At 55.9% G+C, this 25,054-nt stretch carries 20 protein-coding genes and 1 pseudogene; 8 read left to right on the forward strand and 13 right to left on the reverse strand.

Annotated features, from left to right (window positions below; translation table 11 throughout):
- Nucleotides 1-208 precede the first annotated feature (208 nt).
- The 3 genes and pseudogenes from FD19_RS04460 to FD19_RS04470 all read left to right on the forward strand — a co-directional run bounded on the left by FD19_RS04460 (nt 209) and on the right by FD19_RS04470 (nt 3,800).
- Nucleotides 209-881, forward strand: a pseudogene (locus FD19_RS04460) (DeoR/GlpR family DNA-binding transcription regulator).
- Between the two features lie 18 nt (nt 882-899).
- The gene (gene pfkB, locus FD19_RS04465; protein ID WP_056969215.1) at nt 900-1,814 is read left to right on the forward strand and encodes a 1-phosphofructokinase; all 915 of its coding nucleotides are present in this window, start codon (nt 900-902) and stop codon (nt 1,812-1,814) included.
- 24 nt (nt 1,815-1,838) lie between these two features.
- A complete protein-coding gene (locus FD19_RS04470) occupies nt 1,839-3,800 on the forward strand; it encodes a PTS fructose transporter subunit IIABC (RefSeq protein WP_056969216.1) in 1,962 nt (653 codons plus the stop codon).
- 68 nt (nt 3,801-3,868) lie between these two features.
- Here FD19_RS04470 and FD19_RS04475 read toward each other — a convergent pair whose 3' ends face one another.
- Nucleotides 3,869-5,431: a gluconokinase gene (locus FD19_RS04475; RefSeq protein WP_056969217.1), complete on the reverse strand. Its 1,563-nt coding sequence runs from the start codon at nt 5,429-5,431 to the stop codon at nt 3,869-3,871.
- A 143-nt stretch (nt 5,432-5,574) separates the two neighbouring features.
- Between FD19_RS04475 and FD19_RS04480 the strand changes: the two genes are divergently transcribed.
- Together FD19_RS04480 and FD19_RS04485 are read left to right on the forward strand one after the other, a co-directional pair.
- The gene (locus tag FD19_RS04480; protein ID WP_054749900.1) at nt 5,575-6,465 is read left to right on the forward strand and encodes a deoxyribonuclease IV; all 891 of its coding nucleotides are present in this window, start codon (nt 5,575-5,577) and stop codon (nt 6,463-6,465) included.
- Nucleotides 6,466-6,483: 18 nt separating this feature from the next.
- Nucleotides 6,484-7,311: a dihydrodipicolinate synthase family protein gene (locus FD19_RS04485; RefSeq protein WP_054749897.1), complete on the forward strand. Its 828-nt coding sequence runs from the start codon at nt 6,484-6,486 to the stop codon at nt 7,309-7,311.
- A 108-nt stretch (nt 7,312-7,419) separates the two neighbouring features.
- On the opposite strand, the gene FD19_RS04490 is transcribed toward FD19_RS04485, so the two are convergent.
- The 4 genes from FD19_RS04490 to msrB all read right to left on the reverse strand — a co-directional run bounded on the left by FD19_RS04490 (nt 7,420) and on the right by msrB (nt 10,710).
- Nucleotides 7,420-8,046: a histidine phosphatase family protein gene (locus tag FD19_RS04490; RefSeq protein ID WP_054749895.1), complete on the reverse strand. Its 627-nt coding sequence runs from the start codon at nt 8,044-8,046 to the stop codon at nt 7,420-7,422.
- Nucleotides 8,047-8,057: 11 nt separating this feature from the next.
- Nucleotides 8,058-8,861: an HAD-IIB family hydrolase gene (locus tag FD19_RS04495; protein WP_056969218.1), complete on the reverse strand. Its 804-nt coding sequence runs from the start codon at nt 8,859-8,861 to the stop codon at nt 8,058-8,060.
- 368 nt (nt 8,862-9,229) lie between these two features.
- The gene (locus tag FD19_RS04500) at nt 9,230-10,186 is read right to left on the reverse strand and encodes an aldo/keto reductase (protein WP_054749887.1); all 957 of its coding nucleotides are present in this window, start codon (nt 10,184-10,186) and stop codon (nt 9,230-9,232) included.
- A gap of 92 nt (nt 10,187-10,278) precedes the next feature.
- Nucleotides 10,279-10,710 carry a peptide-methionine (R)-S-oxide reductase MsrB gene (msrB, locus tag FD19_RS04505; RefSeq protein ID WP_054749885.1) on the reverse strand — a complete coding sequence of 144 codons (432 nt, stop codon included), beginning with the start codon at nt 10,708-10,710 and terminating at the stop codon, nt 10,279-10,281.
- Nucleotides 10,711-11,000: 290 nt separating this feature from the next.
- Between msrB and FD19_RS04510 the strand changes: the two genes are divergently transcribed.
- Nucleotides 11,001-11,930 (forward strand): LysR family transcriptional regulator, encoded by a 930-nt coding sequence (locus FD19_RS04510; RefSeq protein ID WP_054749884.1) that lies wholly within the window; start codon nt 11,001-11,003, stop codon nt 11,928-11,930.
- 151 nt (nt 11,931-12,081) lie between these two features.
- Here FD19_RS04510 and FD19_RS09690 read toward each other — a convergent pair whose 3' ends face one another.
- Nucleotides 12,082-12,264 (reverse strand): hypothetical protein, encoded by a 183-nt coding sequence (locus FD19_RS09690; RefSeq protein WP_156639613.1) that lies wholly within the window; start codon nt 12,262-12,264, stop codon nt 12,082-12,084.
- A gap of 196 nt (nt 12,265-12,460) precedes the next feature.
- On the opposite strand from FD19_RS09690, the gene FD19_RS04515 reads away from it, so the two are divergent.
- Nucleotides 12,461-13,132: a Crp/Fnr family transcriptional regulator gene (locus tag FD19_RS04515; RefSeq protein ID WP_056969219.1), complete on the forward strand. Its 672-nt coding sequence runs from the start codon at nt 12,461-12,463 to the stop codon at nt 13,130-13,132.
- A 1,440-nt stretch (nt 13,133-14,572) separates the two neighbouring features.
- Here FD19_RS04515 and FD19_RS04525 read toward each other — a convergent pair.
- Together FD19_RS04525 and FD19_RS04530 are read right to left on the reverse strand one after the other, a co-directional pair.
- Nucleotides 14,573-15,358 carry a hypothetical protein gene (locus FD19_RS04525; protein ID WP_054749876.1) on the reverse strand — a complete coding sequence of 262 codons (786 nt, stop codon included), beginning with the start codon at nt 15,356-15,358 and terminating at the stop codon, nt 14,573-14,575.
- 422 nt (nt 15,359-15,780) lie between these two features.
- The gene (locus tag FD19_RS04530; RefSeq protein WP_056969220.1) at nt 15,781-16,596 is read right to left on the reverse strand and encodes a Cof-type HAD-IIB family hydrolase; all 816 of its coding nucleotides are present in this window, start codon (nt 16,594-16,596) and stop codon (nt 15,781-15,783) included.
- A gap of 359 nt (nt 16,597-16,955) precedes the next feature.
- On the opposite strand from FD19_RS04530, the gene FD19_RS04535 reads away from it, so the two are divergent.
- Nucleotides 16,956-18,746, forward strand: coding sequence for a diguanylate cyclase (locus FD19_RS04535; RefSeq protein ID WP_056969221.1), 1,791 nt, complete (start codon nt 16,956-16,958; stop codon nt 18,744-18,746).
- Between the two features lie 128 nt (nt 18,747-18,874).
- Here the strand turns inward: FD19_RS04535 and FD19_RS04540 are convergent, their stop codons facing one another.
- The 5 genes from FD19_RS04540 to FD19_RS04560 all read right to left on the reverse strand — a co-directional run bounded on the left by FD19_RS04540 (nt 18,875) and on the right by FD19_RS04560 (nt 24,794).
- On the reverse strand, nt 18,875-20,236 hold the full coding sequence (locus tag FD19_RS04540) for a PTS transporter subunit IIC (protein WP_156321859.1): 1,362 nt from the start codon (nt 20,234-20,236) through the stop codon (nt 18,875-18,877).
- 87 nt (nt 20,237-20,323) lie between these two features.
- Entirely contained in the window at nt 20,324-21,748 is a 1,425-nt protein-coding gene (gene lacG / locus FD19_RS04545) for a 6-phospho-beta-galactosidase (RefSeq protein ID WP_056969222.1), read from the reverse strand.
- A gap of 18 nt (nt 21,749-21,766) precedes the next feature.
- Nucleotides 21,767-22,117, reverse strand: coding sequence for a PTS lactose/cellobiose transporter subunit IIA (locus FD19_RS04550; protein ID WP_056969223.1), 351 nt, complete (start codon nt 22,115-22,117; stop codon nt 21,767-21,769).
- Between the two features lie 25 nt (nt 22,118-22,142).
- On the reverse strand, nt 22,143-23,012 hold the full coding sequence (locus FD19_RS04555; protein WP_054749868.1) for a PRD domain-containing protein: 870 nt from the start codon (nt 23,010-23,012) through the stop codon (nt 22,143-22,145).
- 27 nt (nt 23,013-23,039) lie between these two features.
- The gene (locus FD19_RS04560; protein WP_054749865.1) at nt 23,040-24,794 is read right to left on the reverse strand and encodes a PTS lactose transporter subunit IIBC; all 1,755 of its coding nucleotides are present in this window, start codon (nt 24,792-24,794) and stop codon (nt 23,040-23,042) included.
- Between the last annotated feature and the right edge of the window lie 260 nt (nt 24,795-25,054).

Here is a 25,054-nt window from a genome sequence, read left to right on the forward strand (position 1 = left end):
GCTAGGATTCGGCATAATGGTCAATTTTTTTACGTCGTAAAGCCGATAATACCGGCATTTGACAATTGGTCCATCCAATTTTTGCATGTTTTTGCGCGTTTATGGTTGCTAATGACCGTTTAGCGTGTATAATAAATGTCGGAAGGTGATGAAAGTGCTTACAGACGAACGCAAACGCCACATCCTACACGTGCTTGATCGCGACGGCATGGCTTCGGTACAGAACCTGTGCACCGACATGAACACGTCGCCGTCGACCGTCCGCCGGGACCTGGCCGACCTCGAGAGCGAGGGCTTACTCGAACGGATCCACGGTGGCGCCAAACGTCGCGGCGGGTTACGCGATGAACCCACCGTCCGCGTGAAGGCAAACCAAAACACCAACGCCAAGGCGCAAATCGCCCGGGCGGCGGTGACGGCAGTCAAAGCAGGCGACCTGATTTTCCTCGACGCCGGCACGACTACCGCGCACTTGGTGCCGTTGCTCCATGACGTACCGGACATTACCGTGGTCACCCCGGGGGTTGATAATGCTTCCCTCCTCGCCGACCACCAAGGCCGTTATCGGGGCGGAAGCGGCGCAACAGTTACAACGTTTCCGCTTCAACATCGCCTTTATCGGGGCCAACGGCATTCATCCCGACTACGGGGTGACCACGCCGGACCCGGAGGAAGCGGCCATCAAGCGCCTGGCCATCGACCACGCGGTGGACACGTTCATCCTGGCTGACCACAGTAAGTTCGACCAGGCCAGCTTTAGCCAAATCGTGGGGTTGCGCGCCAACACGATCATTACCACAGATATTGAGACCCTGAACAGTCCGTACAACGAATGCCGCAACATTGTGGATTCGCTACGCGCCACGACTGTCCGCCAGTAATAGAAAGAGGTACAGCAATTGATTTACTCAGTGACACTAAACCCGGCCATCGATTACGTCATCGGCCTGCCCCACCTCGAGTTGGGGGCCGTGAACCGGTTGGCCAGCGCCGTCAAGCTGCCGGGGGGCAAGGGCATTAACGTCTCCCGTATCCTGCAGGCGCTCGATATTCCGACCACCGCTTGGGGCTTCAATGGTGGCGCCACCGGCGAATACCTAACCAATAGCCTGCACCAGTTAGGGCTACACACCGACTTTGCCCCAGCCGCCGGCGACACGCGCATCAACGTGAAACTCAAAGCTGAAAGCGAAACCGAACTCAACGCCGCGGGCCCAACAATTACCGACGACAACGTGGCCGCCTTCAAAGCTAAGTTTGACGCCCTCCAGCCCGGCGACGTGGTCGTCATGGCGGGTAGCATTCCTCAAGGCTTGGGTGACTCGTTCTACCGCGACCTGATCCCGCTAATTCACCAACACGGTGCCGACTTCGTGATCGACACTACGGGTCAGGCACTACTAGACACCCTGCCGGAGCACCCACTGGTCGTCAAACCGAACCACCACGAACTCGCCGCCCTCTTTGACGACGCCGAGTACACCGACCTGGACGAGGTGGTGGAACGTGGTCGCCGCCTGCTGGAAATGGGTGCCCAACACGTGTTGGTATCCATGGCCGGCGCCGGTGCGTTGATGATCACCAAGGATCATGCTTGGCACGGCACCGTACCGAAGGGTGAAGTTAAAAACTCCGTGGGTGCGGGCGACAGCATGTTGGCCGGCTTTACCGGCACCTTTGCCCAGACCCACGAAGCCTTAACCAGTTTCAAAACCGCGATCGCCTGCGGAAGCGCCACCGCGTTCTCCACGGACCTCGCCGATAAAGAAAAGATTGACGCTGTGCTGGCCACCGTCAGCATCGAAGCATTGTAGAACATACGGATTGGAGTAAATATCATGGACATTCGCGAATTACTATTAAAAGACGTCATGATTATGAACCTCAAAGCCACGACGAAGGAGGAAGCCATCGACGAGATGGTCGCCAAGTACGCCGAGCAGGGAATCATTACCGACGCCGAATTGTACGCCAAGGATATCCGCAAGCGTGAGGGTGAGTCCACCACCGGGATCGGTGACGGAATCGCCATGCCCCACGCGAAGGACAAAGCCGTTACGCGGGCCACGGTCCTCTTTGCTAAGAGTGACGCTGGGATCGACTTCAACGCCCTCGACGGTCAACCGGTCCACCTGTTCTTCATGATTGCCGCCCCGGAAGGCGCCGACAACACGCACCTGGCCGCCCTCGCCGCCTTGTCCTCCCTGCTGATCAACCTGCAACTGGTTGCTCAGTTGAAGACCGCCAAGACGCCAGACGACGTCGTCAACTTGTTCAGTGCAGCGCAGGAAGCTAAGGAAGCCAAAGAGGCAGCGGAAAACGCTCAGTCTGACGCATCCACCAATGCCGACCAGGCCGCCCCACAGGCAAGCACCCAGACCGCAACCACCGGCACTAAGCCGTTCATCGTTGCCGTCACGGCTTGCCCCACTGGCATCGCCCACACCTACATGGCCGAAGCCGCGCTGAAGGAACAAGCCGAAAAAATGGGCGTCGACATCAAGGTCGAGACCAACGGTTCTGAGGGGGTCAAGCACAAGCTGACCGCCGACGATATTGCCCGCGCGCAGGGGGTCATCATTGCTGCCGATAAGAAGGTCGACATGGACCGCTTTGACGGCAAACACCTGATCAACCACCCCGTAATCGATGGGATCAAGAAGCCGGAAGAATTGATCACCACGACTTTGCACGACGAAGGCCCCATCTTCCACGGTAACGGTGCTGGTGGCGCCGAAGACGAGGAAGAAACTGGCTCCCTCTGGAACCGCATCTACAAAGACCTGATGAACGGTGTTTCGAACATGCTGCCATTCGTTGTTGGTGGTGGTATCATCATGGCCATTTCCTTCATCTTTGAACGTTACGCTGGTGCTCACTCCGGGCTGTTCACGTTCACGAACAACCTGGGGAACTACGCCTTTAGTTTCTTGGTCCCAGTCCTGGCCGCTTACATTGCCGTATCGATTGGTGACCGCCCCGCCCTGATGCCTGGGTTCGTCGGTGGCTGGATGGCCACGTTGACCGCCGCTTCCTTCGTTAAGGCCCAGAACCCCGCTGGTTTCCTGGGTGGCCTGGTCGCCGGGTTCGTTGCCGGCTGGATGGTCGTCGGTCTGAAGAAGCTGTTTGCCGGCATGCCACACAACCTGGACGGGATGAAGACCATCCTGATCTATCCGGTGATTGGACTCGCCATTATGGGCTTGATTATGTTCTTCATCGTCAACCCGATCTTTGCCGCCATTAACGGTGCGCTGATCGGTGCCCTGGAATCCATGGGCACTGGTAACGCCGTGCTGGTCGGCACCATCCTCGCCGCGATGATGAGTATCGACATGGGTGGCCCCTTCAACAAGGCCGCTTACACCTTCGCCATCGGGATCTACTCCGCATCCAACTACACGGATGGCCGCTGGATGGCTGCCGTCATGGTTGGGGGCATGATTCCACCACTGGCCATCGCCCTGGCTTCCACGTTCTTCCCCAAGAAGTTCACGGAACAGGAACGTCAGTCCGGCCTCTCCAACTACGCGTTGGGTCTGACCTTCATCACTGAAGGTGCCATTCCGTTTGCTGCGACCGACCCAGTACACATCATTGGTAGTTCCGTTATTGGTTCAGCCATTGCTGGTGCGCTGACTCAACTGTTCAAGGTCAATGTTCCTGCTCCTCATGGTGGGATCGTGGCGTTAGCCCTGACCAACCAGAAGCTCGGCTTTCTCGTTTCCTTGGTTGTCGGTGCGGTCGTTGCTGGTTTGATTCTCGGCATCTGGCGGCCAGTAGCAAAGGAAAACGCCTAAGGCCAGATTTGCATACAAAAAGCGGTGTACCCTAGCGGTACACCGTTTTTTTGTTACCCATGCAGTGTTTATTGCCCGTGATAATCGCCCGCACCGGCTTTGCCGGCATGGAGGGTCTGGAAAGTCGCCAACTGATCGTCCACGGCCCGCGTTTGGTCCACCAATTGGCACCATAGCGGGTACAGTTGCGCGTAAACCGCCACGTCCGCAGACTGTGGTGGCACCATCTGGAAATGTTGTTGTAAGTTATCGATCAGCGGCTGGGTGGTCACACCAAGGCTACGCAACCCCAACATGGCGGCACCGCGGGCCGAACTGTCGACGCCCTGTGGAATGGCTAACGGTCCGTCCAGGACGCTGGCCAGAATTCCACACCATAACGGGCTGCGTGCAAAGCCGCCAGCCGCAGCCACCGTGGTCACCGGGCCCGTCACGTTAATGACGGTGGCCAGCACCCGTTTGAGGTTGTACGCAACCCCCTCTAACGCCGCCCGGGCCATGTGTAGTCGGGAGTGCTCAGCGTTAAGCCCATGGAACGCCGCCCGCGCGTTGGCGTCCCATAAAGGGGCGCGGGCACCGTGCAGGTACGGCACAAACAGTAGTCCGGCGGCACCAGCGGGAATGTTCGCCAACGCCCGCAATAACGTTGCGGTACTGGTGCTACCAACCTGTGCGGCCGCGCCGGGCAACTGCGGGAAGAGGGCGGTTTGGAGCCATTGCAACACGTTACCACCGTTGCTCGTGGCACCGCCAACCACCCACTGGTGCGGCGCCAGGTAGTAGGTAAACAGGTCATGATGTGGTGCCACCAGCGGCCGGTCAGTCATGACCCGGACGGCGCCGGATGTGCCGATGTTGATGGCGGCCGCCCCGGGGTTGATGGCACCGAGGCCCAGATTGCTCAACACCCCATCGCTGGCGCCCACCACCACCGTGACCTGCGGCGATAGTCCTGTGGCTTGGACTGCGGCTGGGGTCAAACCGTGCAGCTGGTAGCCGGTATCCACCAACGGCGGTAATTGGTCCAAACGCACCCCGGCTAAACTCAGCGCAGCTGGGTACCAGGACAAACTGCGCACGTCCATCAGTCCGGTGGCACTAGCAATCGAGTAATCCTCAACCAGTTGGCCAGTCAGCCGGGCCAGTATGTACTCCTTGATGCCCAGTACGTAGTGGGCCTGCTGGAGCAAGTCGGGCCGCCGGTGGTGCAGCCACATAAGTTTGGCTAGCGGCGTCATCGGGTGCGCGGGGATGGGGACATGGGCAAAGAAGTCGGTGCTGGCAATAGTCCGCTGGATGGTGGCAACGGCGCCGCGGGCCCGGGTATCAGCCCAGGTCATCAATCGTGTCAACGGTTGCAGGTGGGCGTCCACCAACAGGAGGCTATGCATCGCCGCGGAGAACGATAGTCCCGCAATGGCGGTAGGCGCGATGCCACCCGCACCCACGACGGTAGCGATACCCGTGAGCACCGCTTGGTAAATGGCGTCAGGATCTTCTTCGGCCATGCCAGCCGCATCCTGGTATAGCTGGTAGCCGTTGTTGGCCCGGGCTAGTTGGGTGCCGTGGTCGTCATACAGAATCACCTTCGTGCTCGTTGTCCCGATGTCCACCCCGATAATGTACTCCATCCCGTCTGTACCTCCCTATTCGTTCGTACCTACCGTCATTCTACCAGGTTTGGTTGCTTCTTGGTTGCCAACCCCAGATTCGCACCACCAACTAACGCCTGTGCTACACTAAGGCCAGTAGCCAAGACGAGGAGGAAGACAGTATGTTAATTGGTGCAAACGTCAGTATGTCGGGCAAAGCAATGTTCCCCGGTGCGGTCGCGGAAGCCGTCAGTTATGGGGCGACGACGCTACAGTTCTATATCGGTGCGCCCCAAAACACCCGCCGCAAGGACGTGAGTGCCATGCGGATTTCCGAGGGCCTGGCCGCCATGAAGACGGCTGGCCTCAGCCACCTGGTAATCCACGCGCCGTACATCGTCAACCTCGGCAACACCAAGAAACCGGGCAACTACGACTTTGCCGTTGAATTTATGCGGGCCGAAGTCGCCCGTGCCGAGGCCCTCCACGCCTACAGCATGCCGTTCCATCCCGGTGCACACGTGGGGGCCGGCGCCGACGCGGCCATCGCCCAAATTGCGCGCGGACTCAACGAGATCATTACGGCGGACCAGCACGTCACCATTGCGCTGGAAACCATGGCTGGCAAAGGCACGGAGGTCGGCCGCACCTTTGAGGAACTTGCTGCCATTCTGGACCGCGTCACGAATAACGATAAAGTCATGGTCACCATGGACACCTGCCACATGAGTGACGCGGGTTACAACGTGCGCGACGACTTTGACGGCGTCCTCAACGAATTCGACCACGTGGTGGGGCTCGACAAACTGAGCATTATTCACGTCAACGATTCCAAGAATCCTCGTGGCAGCCATAAAGACCGCCACGCCAATATTGGGGCTGGTACCATTGGCTTCGACGCGCTCTACGCCATCGTCCACCATCCCCAACTCACGGATATTCCGAAAATTCTCGAGACCCCATACGTCGGGCCGGACAAGCGCCACATGCACCCACCTTATGGCGTGGAGTTGAATTGGCTGAAAACTGGCAACTACCAGCCGGAGGAGTTAACCGCGCTGGCGCAATCATAACAATAGAAGGACATGCCCATGACTACATTACAACCGTTCCAGGCGGCGGTTCCCACCGCCTTTAACGACGACGAGTCCCTGAACGTGGACGCCACCATTGCGCACATCCAGTACCTCGCTCACCACGGGATTCGCAGCGTGCTGGTCAGCGGCGCCACCGGTGAGCAGCATAGTCTGACCCTGGCCGAAAAGCAGGCCCTCGCGGTGGCCGTTAATAATGCGTCATTCCCCGACGACCTCGAAATCATCTTTGGTGTTGCTAGCATCCAGCAACGTGAAGCCGTCGCCCTCGCCACCACCGTTGCTGCCCAACCGCGTATCAGCGGGATCTTGCTCGGCTTGCCACCGTACATTCTGCCCACGCAACAGGAGGCGGCTAACTACGTCCGTGCCATCATGGCCGCCGCCCAGCGTCCCACCATTCTCGCCAACGACCCGCACCGTACGGGCTTCAACCTGGAGCTAACCACCTTGCGGCAACTTGTCCGTTCGCCGCAAGTGGTGGGCCTCAAAGAAGCGGGTGACCCTGAACGCGTACCCGCCATTCGTCAGCTAATGGGTAATGACTGGCCCATTTACACTGGTAACGAAACGGACCTACGCCACCGCCTGGCGCTGGGTTATAACCACCTATCGTCAATCAGCGCCAACCTGTACTCGGAAGACATGCACACGTGGTTTGACCACCTACGCACCGGTACACAGGGGCCCGATGACCTGATGATACGCCGGCTGGCCGCAATCCACAGCGGCAGCACCCTCACCTTTGTTAAGGCGCGAATCACCGCCCAGGAGGGAACCCCCATGGGCCAACCACGCACACCACTAGGTAACTTTGCCGAGTAAGGCTAATTTGATTATATCGTCACATTCAGGCCGCTGACTAGCAGATTAGCGGCCTTTTGGGACGCAAAAAGGGGCCACCCACTACGGTGACCCCTGGTCGATAATTAGTTAGAAGTTGAGCGGTTGGCCCGCACCCGGTTTCACGTTCCACGCTGCTTTGGTCCAAGTCTGCCCATCCGTCCGCAACACCGTGACGCTGGTATTGGCCACCTCACCGGTATCCCGAGCGTGGTCCAGCGGCACGCCAGTCAGCACGTTGGCGGTCACCGTCAAGACGATACCGTGGCTGACGACCAACGCCCGGCCCGTTGGTCCTACCGACACAGCCAGATCGTTGAAGGCCGCGCGCGTGCGCCGCAGCAATGCCTGGTAACCCTCCGCGTGCACCGCCCGGTAATTCCAGTGTTCCATGTGGTGGCGGTAATTAATGAACTCGGGGTCATCCATCCACGGCGCCAACAGCTGGCCGTCCCAATCGCCGAGACTCATCTCGCGCAGGCGGTCGTCGAGTTCAATTGGCGCGTCGGCCGCCGTCACTAGCCGTGCCGTCGCGACCGCTCGGGGCAACGGCGAACTAACAATGCGGTCAAAGTGGATGCCTTGTAGCAACGTGTGGACGGCTTGCGCCCCCGCCACACCCTTGGCGGTCAGTGGGCCGTCCACCCCACCGCCATTAAAGCGCCCCTCTGTGTTCACGACGGTCTGGCCGTGGCGCACCAAGTATAAGTAGGTCAACTGCTCGCCCCCTAAATAATGTCCGCTAAGACTTTATCAATGATCCGCAAAACCCCGTGGCGTCGGTTGGACGCCGTGGTAAAGCGCGCCGCCGCAGCAGCGGGCGGCAGGGCGTTGAGCACGTGGTAGCTGTACTTCACCGTCCGTAACATCGGTACATCGTTGGCGCCGTCACCGAACGCCATCATGTGGGCGGTCGGAATGCCGTACGCCGACCCGATCTGGCGAATCGCCGCCCCTTTGTCCACGTCGGGATTCATCACGTCAACAAAGTGGACGCCGCCGACGGTCACGGAGAGGTCACTACCAAAGGGCCGGTCAAACTCCTTCTCCACCCGGTCGTACGCATCCCCATCCGGATAGAAGGCCGTGAACTTGGTCACATCCTGCTGGAACTGTTCAAGGTGGGGCACCACGCGCACGGCGTTGAAAAAGTTACCCAACTGGGCAATGTAGCGCCGATCCCGCGCATCGATGTACCCTGCGTCCACGCCTGACAGGATGGGCACCCCCGCGCGCTGCCGCTGGGCATGCACAACTAAGTGCTGCTGGGTCGCCGTCGGCAGGGCGTTGGTGTACACCCGCCGACTGCCCCGCTCAATTACGGCCCCATTGTCGCCGACCAACGTCACCGCTTTGCGTACGGGAGCGAAGAGTCCCTGTAGGGTGGCAATGGAGCGTCCGCTCACCGCGGCGAATTCCACGCCGTGCTCACGAAGGGCACGAATCCGGTCAAAGAGGCCGGTGGGCACGCTGCCATCCTCCTCCAACAACGTGTGGTCCATATCAGATGCAATTAGCTGAATGTCGGTCATGCGGTTACCCCCAAAGTTAAGTAACACCAGGGCGCCAACCCTGGTGTCTGTTACATAACCCCATTCTAATCCGGCGCATGATTGGGGACAAGATTAGGAGAGCAGAATCTGCAGCTGGTAGTGGGACTGCGGCTGACGGGCCCAGCTTGGGTGCACGGCGGGTTCCACACCCCCCAACCGACCACTGAGGGTAAACAGTGCTAGTGATATTCAACCCACCACGAACCCAGGCCCAAGCGCAAGTAGCGTAAGTTCTAATTAATGTTGCCCGCCCGCCAAATTGGCAAAAAAATAGCCACCCGCCGAAGACCGCCACGCGTCCTTCTGGGGAAGCTATATTTTACCAAATCACGCCTAACCGCAAACCATTACGGCATATCATTCCCAGCAGCGTAGTAAATGTCGTACCACTCCTGCCGGGTCAGGTCGACGTCCGCACCAGCCGCACTGTCGCGGATGTGATCCGGATTCATCGTCCCGATAATGACCTGCATGTGGGCCGGGTGCCGCAGAATCCATGCCGTGGCAATCGCATTCTTCGATACACCGTGCTTCTTAGCGGCCACGTCCAGAACCCGGTTGACCTCCGGGAAGGCCGGGTTGTTAATGAACGTACCCTCAATCTGACCGTACTGGAATGGTGACCACGTCTGAATCGTCATCTTGTGCAACCGTGAGTATTCGATCACACCGCCATCACGGTTGATACTGCCGTCATCCGTCATGTTCGTGTGCATCCCGAACGTAATCGGACCCGTGTGCATCACACCAAACTGTAGCTGGTTGATCAGTAACTTCTGGTTCACTACCGACTGCAACAAGTCGACCTGCCGTGGGTTGAAGTTTGATACCCCAAAGTGGCGCACCTTGCCGCTAGCCAACAGTTCATCAAACGCCGCGGCAACCTCATCGATTTCCATCAGTGGGTCGGGCCGGTGTAGCAACAATGCGTCCAAGTAGTCAATTTGCAGACGCTCGAGGACGCCATCAACGGCCTCGAGAATGTGACGCTTCGAGAAGTCGTAACGCCCACCATACGGAGCCGCGCCTAACGGGGAGTCACCTTTGCTTTGAACAATTCCGACCTTCGACTGGATGAAAAAGTCGTTGCGGTTAGCGCCCGCACGCTTGAGTGCCTGGCCCAGGACCCGCTCGGAGTCACCAGCACCATAAATGTCCGCAGAATCAATGTAGTTGATGCCCACGTCCTTGATGGTGTCCAGCACGGTCGCCGCCTCGGGTACAGACAACGCGTTCATCCGCATCACGCCTAACGCTACGGCGGATGCCTGGTAGTTACTATTGCCTAATTGTACTTTATGCATATTGCTAACCTCGATTCTATGAAATCGTTTCCTTTTTAAAAGTAAAACAAGCCGCCACGAACGTCAAGTCGTGGCGGCCTAATGTCACCTGTTTATTGAAATAGTTGCCGGTACTCGCCATAACCTGCCGCCTCAAGGTCCGCCACGGGGATAAACCGCAACGCTGCGGAGTTAATACAATACCGCAGGCCACCCGCCGCGGCCGGCCCATCCGAAAAGACGTGGCCGAGGTGCGACCCGGCGCTTTTGCTCCGCACCTCCGTCCGCTCCATGCCGAAGCTCTGGTCCCGGTGCTCAGCCAATTTGGTAATTGGCCGCGTAAATGACGGCCAGCCACAGCCCGCATCATACTTATCCTGCGAAGAAAACAGCGGCTCGCCACTCACAACGTCCACGTAAATACCCGCTTGGTAAAAGTCGTCGTACTGGCCGCTAAACGGGCGTTCAGTCGCGGCCTCCTGCGTCACCGCGTACTGTTCGGGCGTCAACCGGCGCCGCAACGCCTCATCATCTTTGTCTGCCAATGGTTACATCCCCCTTTGTCCGGATACCGTTACTTTTTGTTAGTGCTTGTGGTTAGAATACCACTAACACCATTACCTGCCAACAGCGGTCCAGCGGCGGCAGTTGGGTAATTAGCACGGATACCGACCGCCATTGGGTGCCACTTTCTACTATATTATTAGTACTACGCGCTCCTACCCCAACAGTACCCATGGGACTGGCCAACACACCCCACACTTGCACCCCATTGACGTTGGGCGCATACTGACTAATGATAAGGTTAGATTACGGTTACAAAAGGAGGTCGCTCATGACACCACCACTAAGTCACGAACGTCAGCTCATTAACATCCTCACCGAGATTAGCCAGACCGGGAGTGTCTCCCAGACTGCAGCCAACCTCTTTATGACGCAGCCCACCGTCAGCAAGCTGATTCGCAACCAGGAAAAACAGTACGGCGTCGCGCTGATTGACCGCGCCCAGCACCCGCTGCGCCTGACGTACGCGGGTGAATACTACCTCCGCCAGATGCAGCAACTGGTCCGCTCCTTTCAGACGGTCAGCAACAACCTCAAAGCCTACGCCCATACCGACGTCGGCCGCATCACGTTGGGCGTTAACCCGTCCCTCGCCCAAGTCATTTTGCCGCAACTCTTACCGGAATTTCATCGGCGCTTTCCCCAGGTGCAGATCCACCTCTTTGAACAACCCGCAGTCGCCATGGCGCAAGCCGTACTGGCTGGCGACATCGATATGCACATTGGGATTGGCCGCACCTACGACGAAGCACTGGAGCACCAACGTCTGTTCACGGATAGCGCAGCGTTGATCATGCCCAGCCGCCTATTGCCGCCCGACTTTGACGCCAACGCCACTCCCGGAATCGCCACGCTGATTCACGACCAAGACTTCATCGCCGAAACTGACGACTCGGGCTTTCAGCACCTTGTAACCAGCTTCCTCGCCCAAAACGAGGCGACCCCCAACATCATTTTGCGTACCCCTAACCTGACCACCGCGGTCCAGTTGGCCAACGCCGGGTTGGGTGCCACGATTGTGCCGGCGTCCCTACTGACGGCCACCACCCTTCAGGGTGACACCCAAATTGTGCCGCTGCCCGTAACCGACTTTCAGGCTGATGTGGCCATCACCTACAAAGTTGGTATGCCCCTCAGTGAACCCGTCCAGGAATTTCTCACGTTGGCGCAAGCGACTTTCGACCCCACCAAGATGCCGTAATCGCGGGGACACTGCACATACACGTCTACAGGTCACTGGTGCCTTGCACAATCGCACTGCCTCACCTTCAGTTAGCGTCCATAACACCGATACCGCCACACAATAACACCCCACCGCGTGATTAGGCGCCAATGCTTGGTGTTATCTATGACTAGTTGGCGCCGCGCATACATATAACTAGCACCAATGCTTTTTTTGCTTTACTTTCATTATGTAAACCAAGTAAAATAAGGGTGTCAGAGCAACCGGAATATTTTGCAACACCTTCCACCCTCCTCGACGGCAAGCGGCCCGCCATCAAGGTGCCAGTATTATTTTTTTGAATCAGATGCATGGTTTATAACATCATAAAATTAACACTGTTAATTATCGACGAATATTTTCGTGTGTAAATTCTACGCATATAATTGGGGAATGATGGCATCGGTCACACCGAATGCGCACGTCGACCCTCAGGTAGTATTCACATACCATGGCAAGCCGAATGCACCCGCCGGTCACCATCCGCAGACATCCGGGGAGATGCAACAATGAACAAATTAAACTTCTACGTCAACGGGGACTACGCCAAGTTTAAGTCCCTTCTTACTGGTCTTGCGACTAAACGCATCACCGTCCACGTCGGTGAACGCCTGCAAGACACCAATGGCCGCCATTTCTACTACTACATTGAGGACGGTCTCATCATGCGCTCGGTACTCTTCAAGTCGGGATTGGAGCACGGTCTTTTGTTGTGCGGTCACGACACACTTACACCAGTGTACCGTTCCGAAGGCACCAGCCCAGAGAGCACGCTCAGCCTCGTGGCAATTCACGAAGCCCACGTCTTAGCAATTAGCCATGATAAGATCGACCAACTGGTGTATAACAACCGCGACTTTAATCATCAACTCATTCTCAGCTACCAGCGCAACATCGATTACCTGATCCGCAAAAAGGAGTTGTTGCTGACCAGTACGGGGTGGCAGCGACTGGCATACTACCTGACCTGCTACCTGGACGAATACGAACCCAGCGATGATACGGTCCACGTGAGCCAATCACTAATGGGCAGTCTGGTCGTGCTGAACCCGGTCAACACCTCCCGCAACATGAAAAAGCTCCGGCAACTCGGGCTGATTTCCACGGATCGCAACGGCATTAAGGTGCTGCAGCGCGAAAAGCTGCGGCAGTTGGGCGAGATCGAAGAAATTACAATTTAACGTCAGCCAGAAGGTGGTAGCGTGTGGCTGCCGCCTTTTTGTATGGCGTGAATAACTCCATATACTCAGGTCGAGCACGGCGCGCACCAAGTGGTCGCCGTAACCAAATGCGTTCATGTAAACACGGACTGAATTATGACCGACAGTGGCAAAGTCAATCGTTACCATAAGCGCAAGCATACCGATTTTTCAGAGATTTGTGCTACCGTCACCCAACATTTGCCATGATTAACGCCAATTGGTACGGCTAATTTCCTTGATTGCGTAAGCCCAGGCGCTAATTGGTCTAAATAACAGACCTTTTTTGTCGAAATATAAGTTTGTTTATCTTGCGATAATGGACAAGTATATACAAAAAATGTATAGTTTCATCTGTAAAGTGTAAGTTGTGGGTACGCTGCGGACCAAATGGACGGAGCACTTAGCAACTGAACGTATGGTTACCGATACTTGTTGAAGCAATTCAACGTTCGCGAAGGCGCCACGGTGGGGGCCGTGGAGTATTGGGTGCCTGCGTTGCCTGCGTGTGGGGCACGCCTCAGCAGGATTACCAGGAAGAAGTGCGCAAGTGGGACATTGGCTCCCCATGCGGGCTTCTTTTTTTGCGCTGGCCCTTAGCGCTTTAGCGCTTAGGGCCAGCCACTCGCAGGGCTCGCAAAGCTAGCCCGAGAGACTGCAGCCCGATACATACCGGATGTCAGAACGAGTTCAGTGACAGATTATCACTACCGCGCTTTAGCGCTTAGGACCAGCCACTCGCAGGGCTCGCAAAGCTAGCCCGAGAGACTGTTGCCCGATACATATCGGGCGTCAGAGCGAGTTCAGTGACAGATTACCACCACTGCGCTTTAGCGCTTAGGACCAGCCACTCGCAGGCTGCGCGCCAGCTCAGCCGAGAGACTGTTGCCCGATACATATCGGACGTCAGAGCGAGTTCAGTGACAGATTACCACCACTGCGCTTCAGCGCTTCGGGCCAGCCACTCGCAGGCTGCGCGTCAGCTCAGCCGAGAGACTGCAGCCCGATAATTATAGGTAGTAACGGAAATCGAAACGCATCCCACCACCGCCGCTCTTTTCAACTTCCTATTATCTATGATAATATTCGCCCACCCACAACCCGTGTCCCACTTCACGCAACAAAAAAAGGCCCCCCGCTGTCCACACGGAGGGTCCTCAATGAGGGAGGGTAATGTGATTCTGGGAAACCACATCACGATTATGAAGAAGAAGTTTAGGAGCGAGGTTCTGGGGTACCTCGTTTCTATGTTGATTAGTATGCCGGGAAAGTGTGAAGAAACTGTGCAGGCCGAGTTACGCTTCTTTGCCAATTCCCTTAAGGTGCCATTAAGATATCCCAACCTTCACCATACAAATAGACCCGTTAATTACGTGTCCGCAACTAACGGGTCTATTTATGTACCTATGAATGTAATACTAACTAGTTAGCAAAGTACAGACGTACGTAACCATTGGTAGCTTCACAGGTCTGGAAACTGATCCCGCCCCACTTAGCCTTACCAGCCATCAACGCGTCATACGCCGCGTCGGTCGTGTTGTTCTGGTTGTACAGCACCTGACGGATGGTGTACTGGTGGCCGTTAACGGCAACGGTCGAACCAACACCAGCACTAGCCAAAGAACCAAACGCTACCCCCGTCCGTTCGAACAGGTAGTGGTTGCTCATGCCAGTCCACTGGTAAACGTAGCTGTCGGCTGGAACTGAACCACTACCACTAAAGGACCGGATGGCGTACGTGGAGCCACCGATCGTGAAGCCTGTGGTTGGCGTGGTTGCATGGCTAGCTGCCGGTTGACTGGTTTTGGCTGCTGGTGCCGCGGCCGTAGTGTTTGCACTGGCTGCAGTACTCGTGGTACTGGTGCTGTTAGCCGCCTGGCTGGCCTGGCTACTGCTAGTACTGGTCGCACTCGCCTGGCTGGCACTCGTGTTGCTAGCGCTGGACGCACTAGCAACCTTAGCCTGCTTAGCCGCTTTAGCTGCTGCCTGTTGATGGTCCTTTTTGGCCGTCTTAGCAGCAGTGTCCTTGCTCTTCTTGGCCGTAGACTTCTTGGCAGTATCCTTCTTCACCACTTTGTGGGCCGAAGTTGACTGCGAAGAGCGCACTGCACCATTAGCACTGCCTGACTGACTTGGTGTCCCCCCCAGGACGCCAACTGCCAACAAAGCCGCACTTGCTACAGAAGCAAATACATATTTAATTTTCAAAAGTATCCCCCAAAACTTAAAAACCTAGTAACAACCTACACTCAATAACGTGATAATAGCCGGTAATCATTGGCACGTCCTTATCTTTGGATAACTTTTACCCAATAAATACCTTTGTACATGCTAGTGAAGCCGCCTTCATTCTACCAACCAGTACCTTTGCCTAAATTGGAATAACAGCAAATTTATTTTTCAAATTATGGCAACTTGGTAAGAACGGCCAATGTTTTGCCGCTCTCACACACATACAATCGTGCCCAATGCTGATATTTAAAGGGCGCAACATGGTTATGATAAAAGTGGCGTTATCATTACCATCACCTGGAAAATATATTATTTAACGTCAAATAAAAAAATCGGTCGGCAATCAAATAAGGATTGCCGACCGACATGCATCTTTTGGCATACTGATATCAATTTAACTAAATACCGAAGCGGTTGATTGCTTCCGCGACCCCACCAGCATTATTATCGGCGACCACAGCGTCCGCCGCCTGCCGCAACGCCGCAGCGCCATTACCCATAGCGACCCCAACCCCGGCCGCTTGAATCATTGGGAGGTCATTACCCCCATCGCCGATGGCTAGCGTGGCGGCTAACGGCACCTTGAAGTAGTCGCGCAGGAAAGCCAACGCCGCAGCTTTGGTAACGCCGCGGTGCGTGATTTCCAAATAGGTCGGCTTGGAACGAGAGAGGGCTAGGTCTAATTCTGGCCGGTCTGCCAGCGTCGCCTGTAACACGTCGATGTCGGGCTCTTCACCCATCACCAGCACCTTGTGGATCGGGTCTTCTCCCGCCAACACCTCGTGTAGCGGTTGGACCTCCGGCGGGAAGCCCGTGATGTCCGCTTCCTGTGTCTCCCAGTACTCCTGCTCATCCACAAACCAGTGCTGGCCGGAAAAGACGTTGATGCTTAAGCCGGGATCCTGTTGCCGGGCAACCTGGTATACCGTCCGGGCCGCGCCCGGTGCTAGTGGCGCCTCATAAATGGGGGCAAGCACGCCGTCCGCATCCCGTTGGGCGATGTACGCACCGTTGAAGCTGACCAGCGGCACGTCAAAGCCGAGCTGGTCGGCCAAGGCCGTCATTCCCAACGGTGGGCGGGCCGAGGCCAACACGAAGCGGCCACCGCGCGCCTTAAAGTCCTGGATCGTGGTCACAACCTTTGCGGGAATCACGTGGTCATCGTTGACCAGCGTCCCGTCGATATCACTCATGATCAGTCGTACCTTTGCCATTATGACTACCCCCATTCATCATCCCCAGTTTAGCACGATTGGCCCCATTGAATAGCGCTTACACCACAATTTCCACATCTTCACTAGTCCAGCATTAGTACTGCCCAATAGTTGTATTACGTTACCATAACTGATTGATTAATTTGCTTGTAGATTGGCGGATGAAGACATAAACTGAACGTAGATAAATAGGCAAACATCCGTTGCTTATTGTACGTTTATTGCACTACTGCACTCGTGGTAACATCAAAGTCCCAGGCATTTTGGTGGCACCGTTTGTAGCTGATCGTTACCAGCGTTAGGCCCATCTTCGGGGGAACATGGGCTTAACCAAGAACCGCATTTGGGGAGTACTGTCCATGTCCATCAACCAAATCCAACCACAAATTGTTCAACTCGTGGTCATGACGTTTTTTATCACTAGTTTCATCGGCTTCTACGCTAATTACTGGCACCGCCTCGTCACGTTACGGCGCACCGACCCGCAAGGCCAATTTTCGCGGCTATTGCTCTCACTCGGTATTGTCGCCGTGGGCATTGTGCTATTCGTGACCGCGCGGATGGTGGGCCAGTACAACGCAATTACCTACACTAACGGCGCGCTCATCATGCTGGCAGCCGTCCTTTTTGATACCGCCACGACCCGCACCGAGTATGCTATCCGCGTAGATGGCCTCCTCATCGTCTGGTTAACCGCCCACTGGTCCAACATCACCAGCGCCAACACTATTATTGCCACGGTGCTCCTGATTGCGGCCCTGACTGGGATTCGGCGGTATACGAACATGATTCGCCATAACCCGGCATTGACGGTTGGCCTGGCCGCAGTGGGGGCCGCTGGCTTCTGGCTCACCCTGCCAGCCCGGTCACCATTGGGCCCGGCCGGTAGTCCCACCAGTTTGGTACTAGCCATCGGGACCCTCATTGCCATGGCCGCCATCCTCAGCCTGTACTGGACGTACCTGGAACACCTGCGGGCCAAAGCCGCGACGGCTAAAAACAACGTGTTGACCACCGCCGACACCTATGAACGCTATGAGCACCACATGACCGACGCCTTCAACTATTCGCAGGGACACGCGGGCGTTTTCACCATGGCCGTCTTGGATATCGACCACTTTACCCGCATCAATGCCAACTACGGCCACATGGGGGGCAATAGCATCCTCTTGGCGTTGACCCAGCTGCTGGAGGACACGTTACACCCATATGGTGACGCGGCGGAAATTTTACGGACTGGTGGTCAGGAGTTCATGATTGTCGTTAAGGACGTCACGGCGGACGACGCAATGCCAATCATCGTCGCTTGCTGGGAGGCGGTCCGGACGCACCCGTTCCAATACAAAGACGACCAGATAGCCATCACCGTCTCGGTCGGGGTCACCACTATGCAGCCAAGCGATGAGTCGGTGGAAGACACCTACCAGCGCGCCACAATCAACTTGCAAGAGAGTAAACGCTCCGGACGCGACGTGATCACCGTTGACGGGCAGGTGTACGGCCAGCACCACCGCGCCCACCACGCCGAACTGGCCTATTTTGGTCAGGGTATCTACGACGTAACTGGTGGCGACCCCCAAATCGTCCATAACGAACTATTGCTGCGTCAGTACGATGCCAACCACGACCGCTGGGTACTGCCCGAAAGCTTTGACATTGGCGTTGGCACTCAGATCGACCTGTTGCGCCGGTTTCTGCGTTACGCTACCTGCAAGTCCGTGACGCTCAACCTGACGGCTGACGAGTTTAGCGATGCAACGGTGGCTACCGCTTTGACCCTGTTCCATCAGCGCTCAGAGGGTCCCCATGAATTGATCGTGGAGATCATGGACGCGCCTAGTCTCAACTTTGTTCGCGAAATCAGTAGCATCTACCACGCCGGCGGGGTCAAAATCTACATCGACGACGTGGGGAGTGACAACAGCTTTGAGCTCGTTCACAAGCTCTTCCCGTACGTCGACGGCGTGAAGTTTGCCATGCAAAACTTGCGCAAGACCGCGACCTTCGACCAGATGGCGGAGCGCATCAAGTTCTGGACTGGTATCGCCCAGCAAAACCACCTGGAGTTTATTCTCGAGGGAGTCGAAACCCAGTACGAGATGGCGTTCGACCACTCCCACTTTGGCGTCCAGCTGGAGCAGGGCTACTAATTTGGCCGGCCGGCACCTGCGGAAAAGGGCGTTGATGAAGCGGTATAACTAACAACTGCACGTACAACCAAAGGGGCAGAATCAACAGTCACACGACCGTTGATCCTGTCCCTTTTGCATACCCTTCATTATGACTCCGTGTAATCCCGGTTCCGGCGCCGCATCGCGTGGGCGTACCACGCGAAGAGTAACAGGTAGACCGTAAACGCCACTACCGTGATGACCAGCCACCGCCAATCACCGGTGTGGCAACGCCCCAGCGTGATGGCCAAAAACTGTTCGATGGGCCCTTCCTTGGTGGCCGCACTAATCGCCATGAGGTGTTGCGAACCGGCCAGTGCGTTGGTCGCGTGCGTGACAAACCCCGCGGACAGCGACCCAGCCCACAGAAACAGTGGTAGTTCGACCGCACCAATGACCACCATGCGGATGACTTTGCCTCGCGTCACCACTAGTAATGCTGGGGTCACCCCCATCGCCATAATTCCGCCGAGGGGGAGAATCCGGTTGCCGGGCAGCACCAGTGCTTCCAGCAACATGATGGGCGCCAAGATGTTGGCGGTCGCCCACACCTCGGCCCGGCTGGACAGAAACGCCCAATCCAAGCCGATGTTGAACGGCTGACCGGCAAAGTGGGCGTTCAGCTTGTCGGTGAGCGCCTGGGTCAGCGGGTCAACGGCGGCGGTGAACCAGCCCCCGATGATGTTAAACAGCTCAAGCGTGGTGGCTAACGTGAATCCCAGTACCAGCATCGGCCCCACGCCTAGCCGCCCCAGCAGGCCCACGAAAATACCAATGTACATCCCAATGGCAAAGCGGCTCCCCGCAAAGCCAATCCGGTTGTTTAGTGCCGCCGCATCAATGTCGTAGCGGTCCAGCCAACCTGAACACCGCGAATAGATACGGTCGAGCACCATCACCAGGGGGTTGATCATGTAGTTGAGGTGCGTGGTCGTCATCAAGCTACTGGTATCACCCAAAAGGTCGTTAAACGTTGGCTTCATCAGGTCGGCATTCATCAACTTTAATACGACCAGCAACACGATGAAGAGCAAGACGACCACTACCGGCGCCCCAACATACAGGGCCAGCAACCCCGTAAACGCCAGGTGCCAGATATCAAAAATATCGATATCAATGGTCCGCGTCCGGTGCCACTTAAACATCGCCACGTTGACCAGCAACGCCAGCCCCAGAAACAGCAGGGTGTACGGCGACGACCAGGTAATGGTCGCAATGGGCGCCCAGCCAACGTCCGCCACCGGTAAGTCAATGCCAGTGTGCTGAGCCATGGCGCGTAACGCCGGCTGGTAGACCGTGGTCAGCACACCCACCGTAGCGACAATCCCGGTGATGGCGATTGCTAGCTGGACCGCGCCCGCAACGGCTTTGCTGAAGTGGGCACCACTCACCCAGGCTGCCGCGGCTAGGCACAGGGCCATCACCACCGTGGGGTTGGCCCGCACAAAATCCCAAATTACGTTCATCATCAATTCCCCCTCGTCTACAACGCGAAAAGGCACAACCGATACGATCAGTTGTACCCTTCACGAGACCATCACCGATAGTCGGGGTGATTAACTACCGATGGTCCGCCCCAGCTCACGGAACCAGAGTGCACTCTTCTTAATCTCACGGGCCTGCGTATCAAAGTTGACGTAGAACAGGCCGTAACGCTTGTTGTAACCATTGGCCCAGGAGAACTGGTCCTGCAATGACCAAACAAAGTAACCTTGGACGTTCACACCTGCAGCACGCGCTTGTAGCAAGGCGGCCACGTGCCGGTCGAGAAAGTCGATCCGCTTATCGTCGTTGATCAGCTGCCCGACACCCTGGTATTCATCCTTGTAACCTAGACCGTTTTCGGTAATGTAAATCGTTTTACTTTCCGGATACTCACGGGCGACCCGCTTGAGCATGTCGTACATCCCCTCGGGGTATATATTCCAGTCCCAATCGGTTTGGTCCACGCCGGGTTTCTTGACGTGTTGCCCCACACCCTTGAACTTGAAATCACTGGTACCCTTCTCGCCGGTGCCGTTAAAGCGGTTGGTGCTTTCGCCGCTGTACGCAGCGACAAACGCCGGCTGGTAGTAATTCATGCCAAAGTAATCGTTCTGGGTGGCCGCCGCCTTAATGATATCCATGTCACCCGGCTCAATCGTCAGGTGCGCATCATTAGCGTCAAGCAACTCGTTGATGAGCGCCATCGTGTCGTCGGTGTACTCACCTTTGAACGTCCCATCCAGCAGGAACCGGTTCATGAACGCGTCTTCCAGTGCCGCCGCGTGTTGATTTTCCGGGGTCTCCGGGTAGGCGTAGACCGGCTCCAACACGTGGATCAGGCCGATCCGGCCAGCGTAACCTTTGTCCTTGAACAGGTTGACCACGCGCGCGTGGGCCAGCAACTCGTTGTGCTCAGCCTGGATAGCGCTAGTCACGTCAAAGTGGTGACTAGGCGGGAAGTTGCCCTGGATGTACTGCGAAAATGCCAGGGAGATCAGTTCGTTAATGGTGAACCAATTCTTGACCTCGGTAAATTCGCCAAAGCAGAAGTCGGCGTACCGTACAAACGCATCAATTGTGGCCCGGTTCAGCCAGTCCCCCGCGTCAAACAGGGTCTTGGGGGTGTCAAAGTGGTGTAGGGACACATACGGCGTGATGCCGTTCGCCAAGCAGTCGGCGAACAAACGGTGGTAGTAGGCCACCCCCGCCGCGTTGGGCTCACCCGTCCCGCTGGGGAAAATGCGGGACCAGGCGATCGACACGCGGATGGCGTTGAGCCCGTACAACTTGGCCAACTCGATATCCTCCGGGTACAGGTGGTAAAAGTCGCTAGCAGGATCCGGGCTGAAGCGACCCTGCTGGGCCAGGTAGTCATCCCACATCGTCTTCCCCTTACCGTCCGCCTGGGTAGCACCCTCGACCTGGTAGGCCGCGGTGGCGCCGCCCCAAACAAAGCCGGCTGGTAATTTTTTAACGCGATTCAACAAAGATGCCAATTTTGTTCTCCTCCAGTACTAGTGTTGCTGACTGGCAAACTGCTCTTCCAACTTGTGCAGCCGCTCATATTCGTCGATGAAGTACTTAGCTTCGTTCTTCAACATCATGGTTGTCATCAGCGTATCCTGCGCGTGGACCATGATGAACGTGACGTCCATTTCTTGGCCGCCGGCTTCCTGACTCAGGAGTTTGGTCTGCGTATTGTGCGCAAGGTTAATTGATTCTTCGGCGGACTTGACCAATTCACGTGCGTGATCAAACTCGCCTTTATGGGCCGCATCCAGTGCGTCCAGCAAGTCCGTTTCGGCATCCCCCGCGTACGCCACAATGTCAAACCCCGTCATTGAGATCTCTTTTTTTGTTGCCATTATCAATTTACCCCCTGCGACTATTTTATTTTTGAACGTCGTTTTCGTGAATCAAGCGCTGAATATGAATGATAAAGTACAACCGCTCATTTTCAGTTAACTGCACGTGTAACCGCTGCTCCAGCTGCTGGGATATTTCCGAAGCAATACCGTATGAGTGCGGAAACTTCTGCCGGTACTCTTGGTAAATATCTGCACCCAGCGGCTCAGCATCCTGCGCGTTTTCCTTGACCCGCTCGACCATGTACTGCAAATGGATCATAAGGCGATCGAAGTAGTTCTGGTTGGCCACGTTGCGTTGAATATGGTACTCCTTGAATACGGCCTTCACCGTGTCGTTAACCACGCTGACCATATCCACGCTGGTGTCCGCCTGCGCCTCGTCATCATTTTCCTCGCCCTGTGCGTTGATAAAGTGCAACGCGAGGCTCTTGACCTCCGCCTGCGGAAACTGCACGTTCAGGCTGGTATTAATGGCTGCCAACGTATCTTGTGCCACCTGATACTCAACTGGGTAACGTTCATGAATGTCCGGGACCACGCTCGGCTGGTAGCGACCCGCCATCAACCGTTGATACATTTGGAACACGTGGTCCGTCAACGTGATGTAAACGTAGTTGAGTAACTGTAGGTGGTACTGACTTTTAGCCCGGTCCACCGCCCCAAAGACGGTCACTACGATATCGATGGGGATGTTTTTGAGTAAACTCGCGAACTGCCCACGGACGCGGCTATCGTCGAGGTACAGGATCTTCGTGGCCGCACTGGCGTCAATGACATCACCTTTGCGCTTACCAAAGCCAATGCCCTTGCCTTGTACGACGGCTTCTTTATCTTGACCAACTGCGACTAGGGCACTGTTGTTGTTATAGATCTGCCGAACTACTAACTTCATGGTGTCCCTCCTACTTCAACGTCGTCACTAATTCTTAGGTGCTTCTGGGTCCTCCGACTCATTCACGGCGTTCAGCACGAACTTCACAGCATTAGCCGGATCGTGTGTCAACTCAATGTACTGCTGACCCTTGGTAGCAACTAACTTAATACCTAACTTATCCGTATCAGCTTTCAAATCACTGTAATACGTCCGTACCTGAGGTGCCAAAACAACCAGGTCGTAGTTGGGCAGGATATCGTGGTGTGAACCATACGCACCCGCCGTGGCGACGATTGGTTCACCAGTGGCCTTCGCGCCTTCAACCAGCGCGTTGGCTAATTGTTCACTAGTACCACCGCCAGCACACAGAACCAAGACCTTCAACTGCTTATCAAGTTTCTTAACGGGCTGATCAGTGGTGCTGTCAGCTGCGTTGTCGGTGACAGCTGCAGCGGCTGGTTCAACGGTCGTCGTAGTCGTGCCAGCAGGAGCAGCGGTAGCGCCAGCCGTAGCAACGGCGGCACCAGCGTTGTTCGCTTCCTGCAGTACCAACGTCGCGTCGTACGCCTTGATGAATGGTAGGTAAATGAACGAATCAATGACTAACAGAATCGCCATCAATACCAGTGCACTCCACTGGAAGTTCGTATCCAGGAACGCCCCAATTGGCCCAGGTAGCGCCCAAGACAGCACGTACATAAACCCACGCATCAGGTGTAGATCAACGAACATCTTCCCAATGGCAACGTTGATCATTGGTGACAGCACGAATGGAACCAGGAAGTACGGGTTCAGTACGATTGGTGCACCAAACAGCAGTGGTTCGTTAACGGCGAACATAACGGGTACCACAGAAGCGGTCCCGATGGCCTTCAACTGCTTGGAACGCGCAAAGAGCAGGAACAGAATTGGTACCATGAACGTGGCACCAGTACCACCAAGTTCACCAACAAAGTTCAGGAAGTTTTCGGACAAAGCGTGAATTGGGAAGTGACCCGCTTTGAACAGTGCCAGGTTAGCGGTCGTGTTCCCGAACAGCGCAGATTCGATCGCTGGCTTGACCACGGATGGTCCGTGGATGCCCATGAACCAGAACAGCGGAATCAGGAACTCGACGAACATGATCCCAGGGTAAGTGTCGGCACCCTTGAAGATTGGTGCCAGGACGGTCTGAATAACCTGGGCAAATGGTACGTGGACCCAAGCACGGGCAGCAACATCAATCAGGGAGAAGATCAGGGTTGCCATCCCGAACGGAATGATGTCCCGGAAAGTCTGGGAAATCGCCCCGGGCACTTCCTTTGGTAGCTTGATCGTCAAATCACGAGAAACACAGAACTTGTAAACCCAAACAGTCCCAAAGGCGGCTACGAATGCGGACAGAATACCATCCGTCCCGAAGAAACCGGGGATGTAGTTGCCAGCCTTGGTCGTACCGATGGCCAGCAACATGAAGCCGACCATCGCCGCCATCATGGTGGAGGTGTTGTTAATGAAGCGACCACCCTTCATCCGCTGGTTCATGGAACCGGTCAAAGCCTTGGCGGTCGTCCCGGCAACGTAGAACCCCACAAAGCCCATGGTGTAACTGTAAATTTTATTGAACCACGCGTTCAAATCAACTGGGATCTTGATCCCAATGAGCGGTGGAACGTTTGATAGCAAAATGAAGATACTAGAGAACAGGATGATCGGCATGGCGGCAATAAAACCATCCTTGATGGCCATCAGGTAGATGTTACGAGAAATCTTCTCGAACAACTTCTGATGTTTCTCTAGGCGTTTGATGATGAATTGCATGATTTTTCCCTCTTTCAGCATCAACATACCACGACAAATAATTGCAATTGCAGGAGCATCCCGGGAAGCATCGACGCACCGTTTTTGGGCATAAAAATAACCGTGGTGTACAACACTAGCATCATCTAGTGTTGTTCAGCCACGGTCACGCCTAGTCTAGTAGTAACGATCCGTTTATGCTGTTGCTCTCAACACAGCTATAATAACCCGCACGTACCGTTTTGTAAACGCTTTCTGGGTAAAAAAACACTCAGTTTGGG

The sequence above is a fragment of the Lacticaseibacillus thailandensis DSM 22698 = JCM 13996 genome, from assembly GCF_001436135.1.
GTDB classification, from domain to species: domain Bacteria; phylum Bacillota; class Bacilli; order Lactobacillales; family Lactobacillaceae; genus Lacticaseibacillus; species Lacticaseibacillus thailandensis.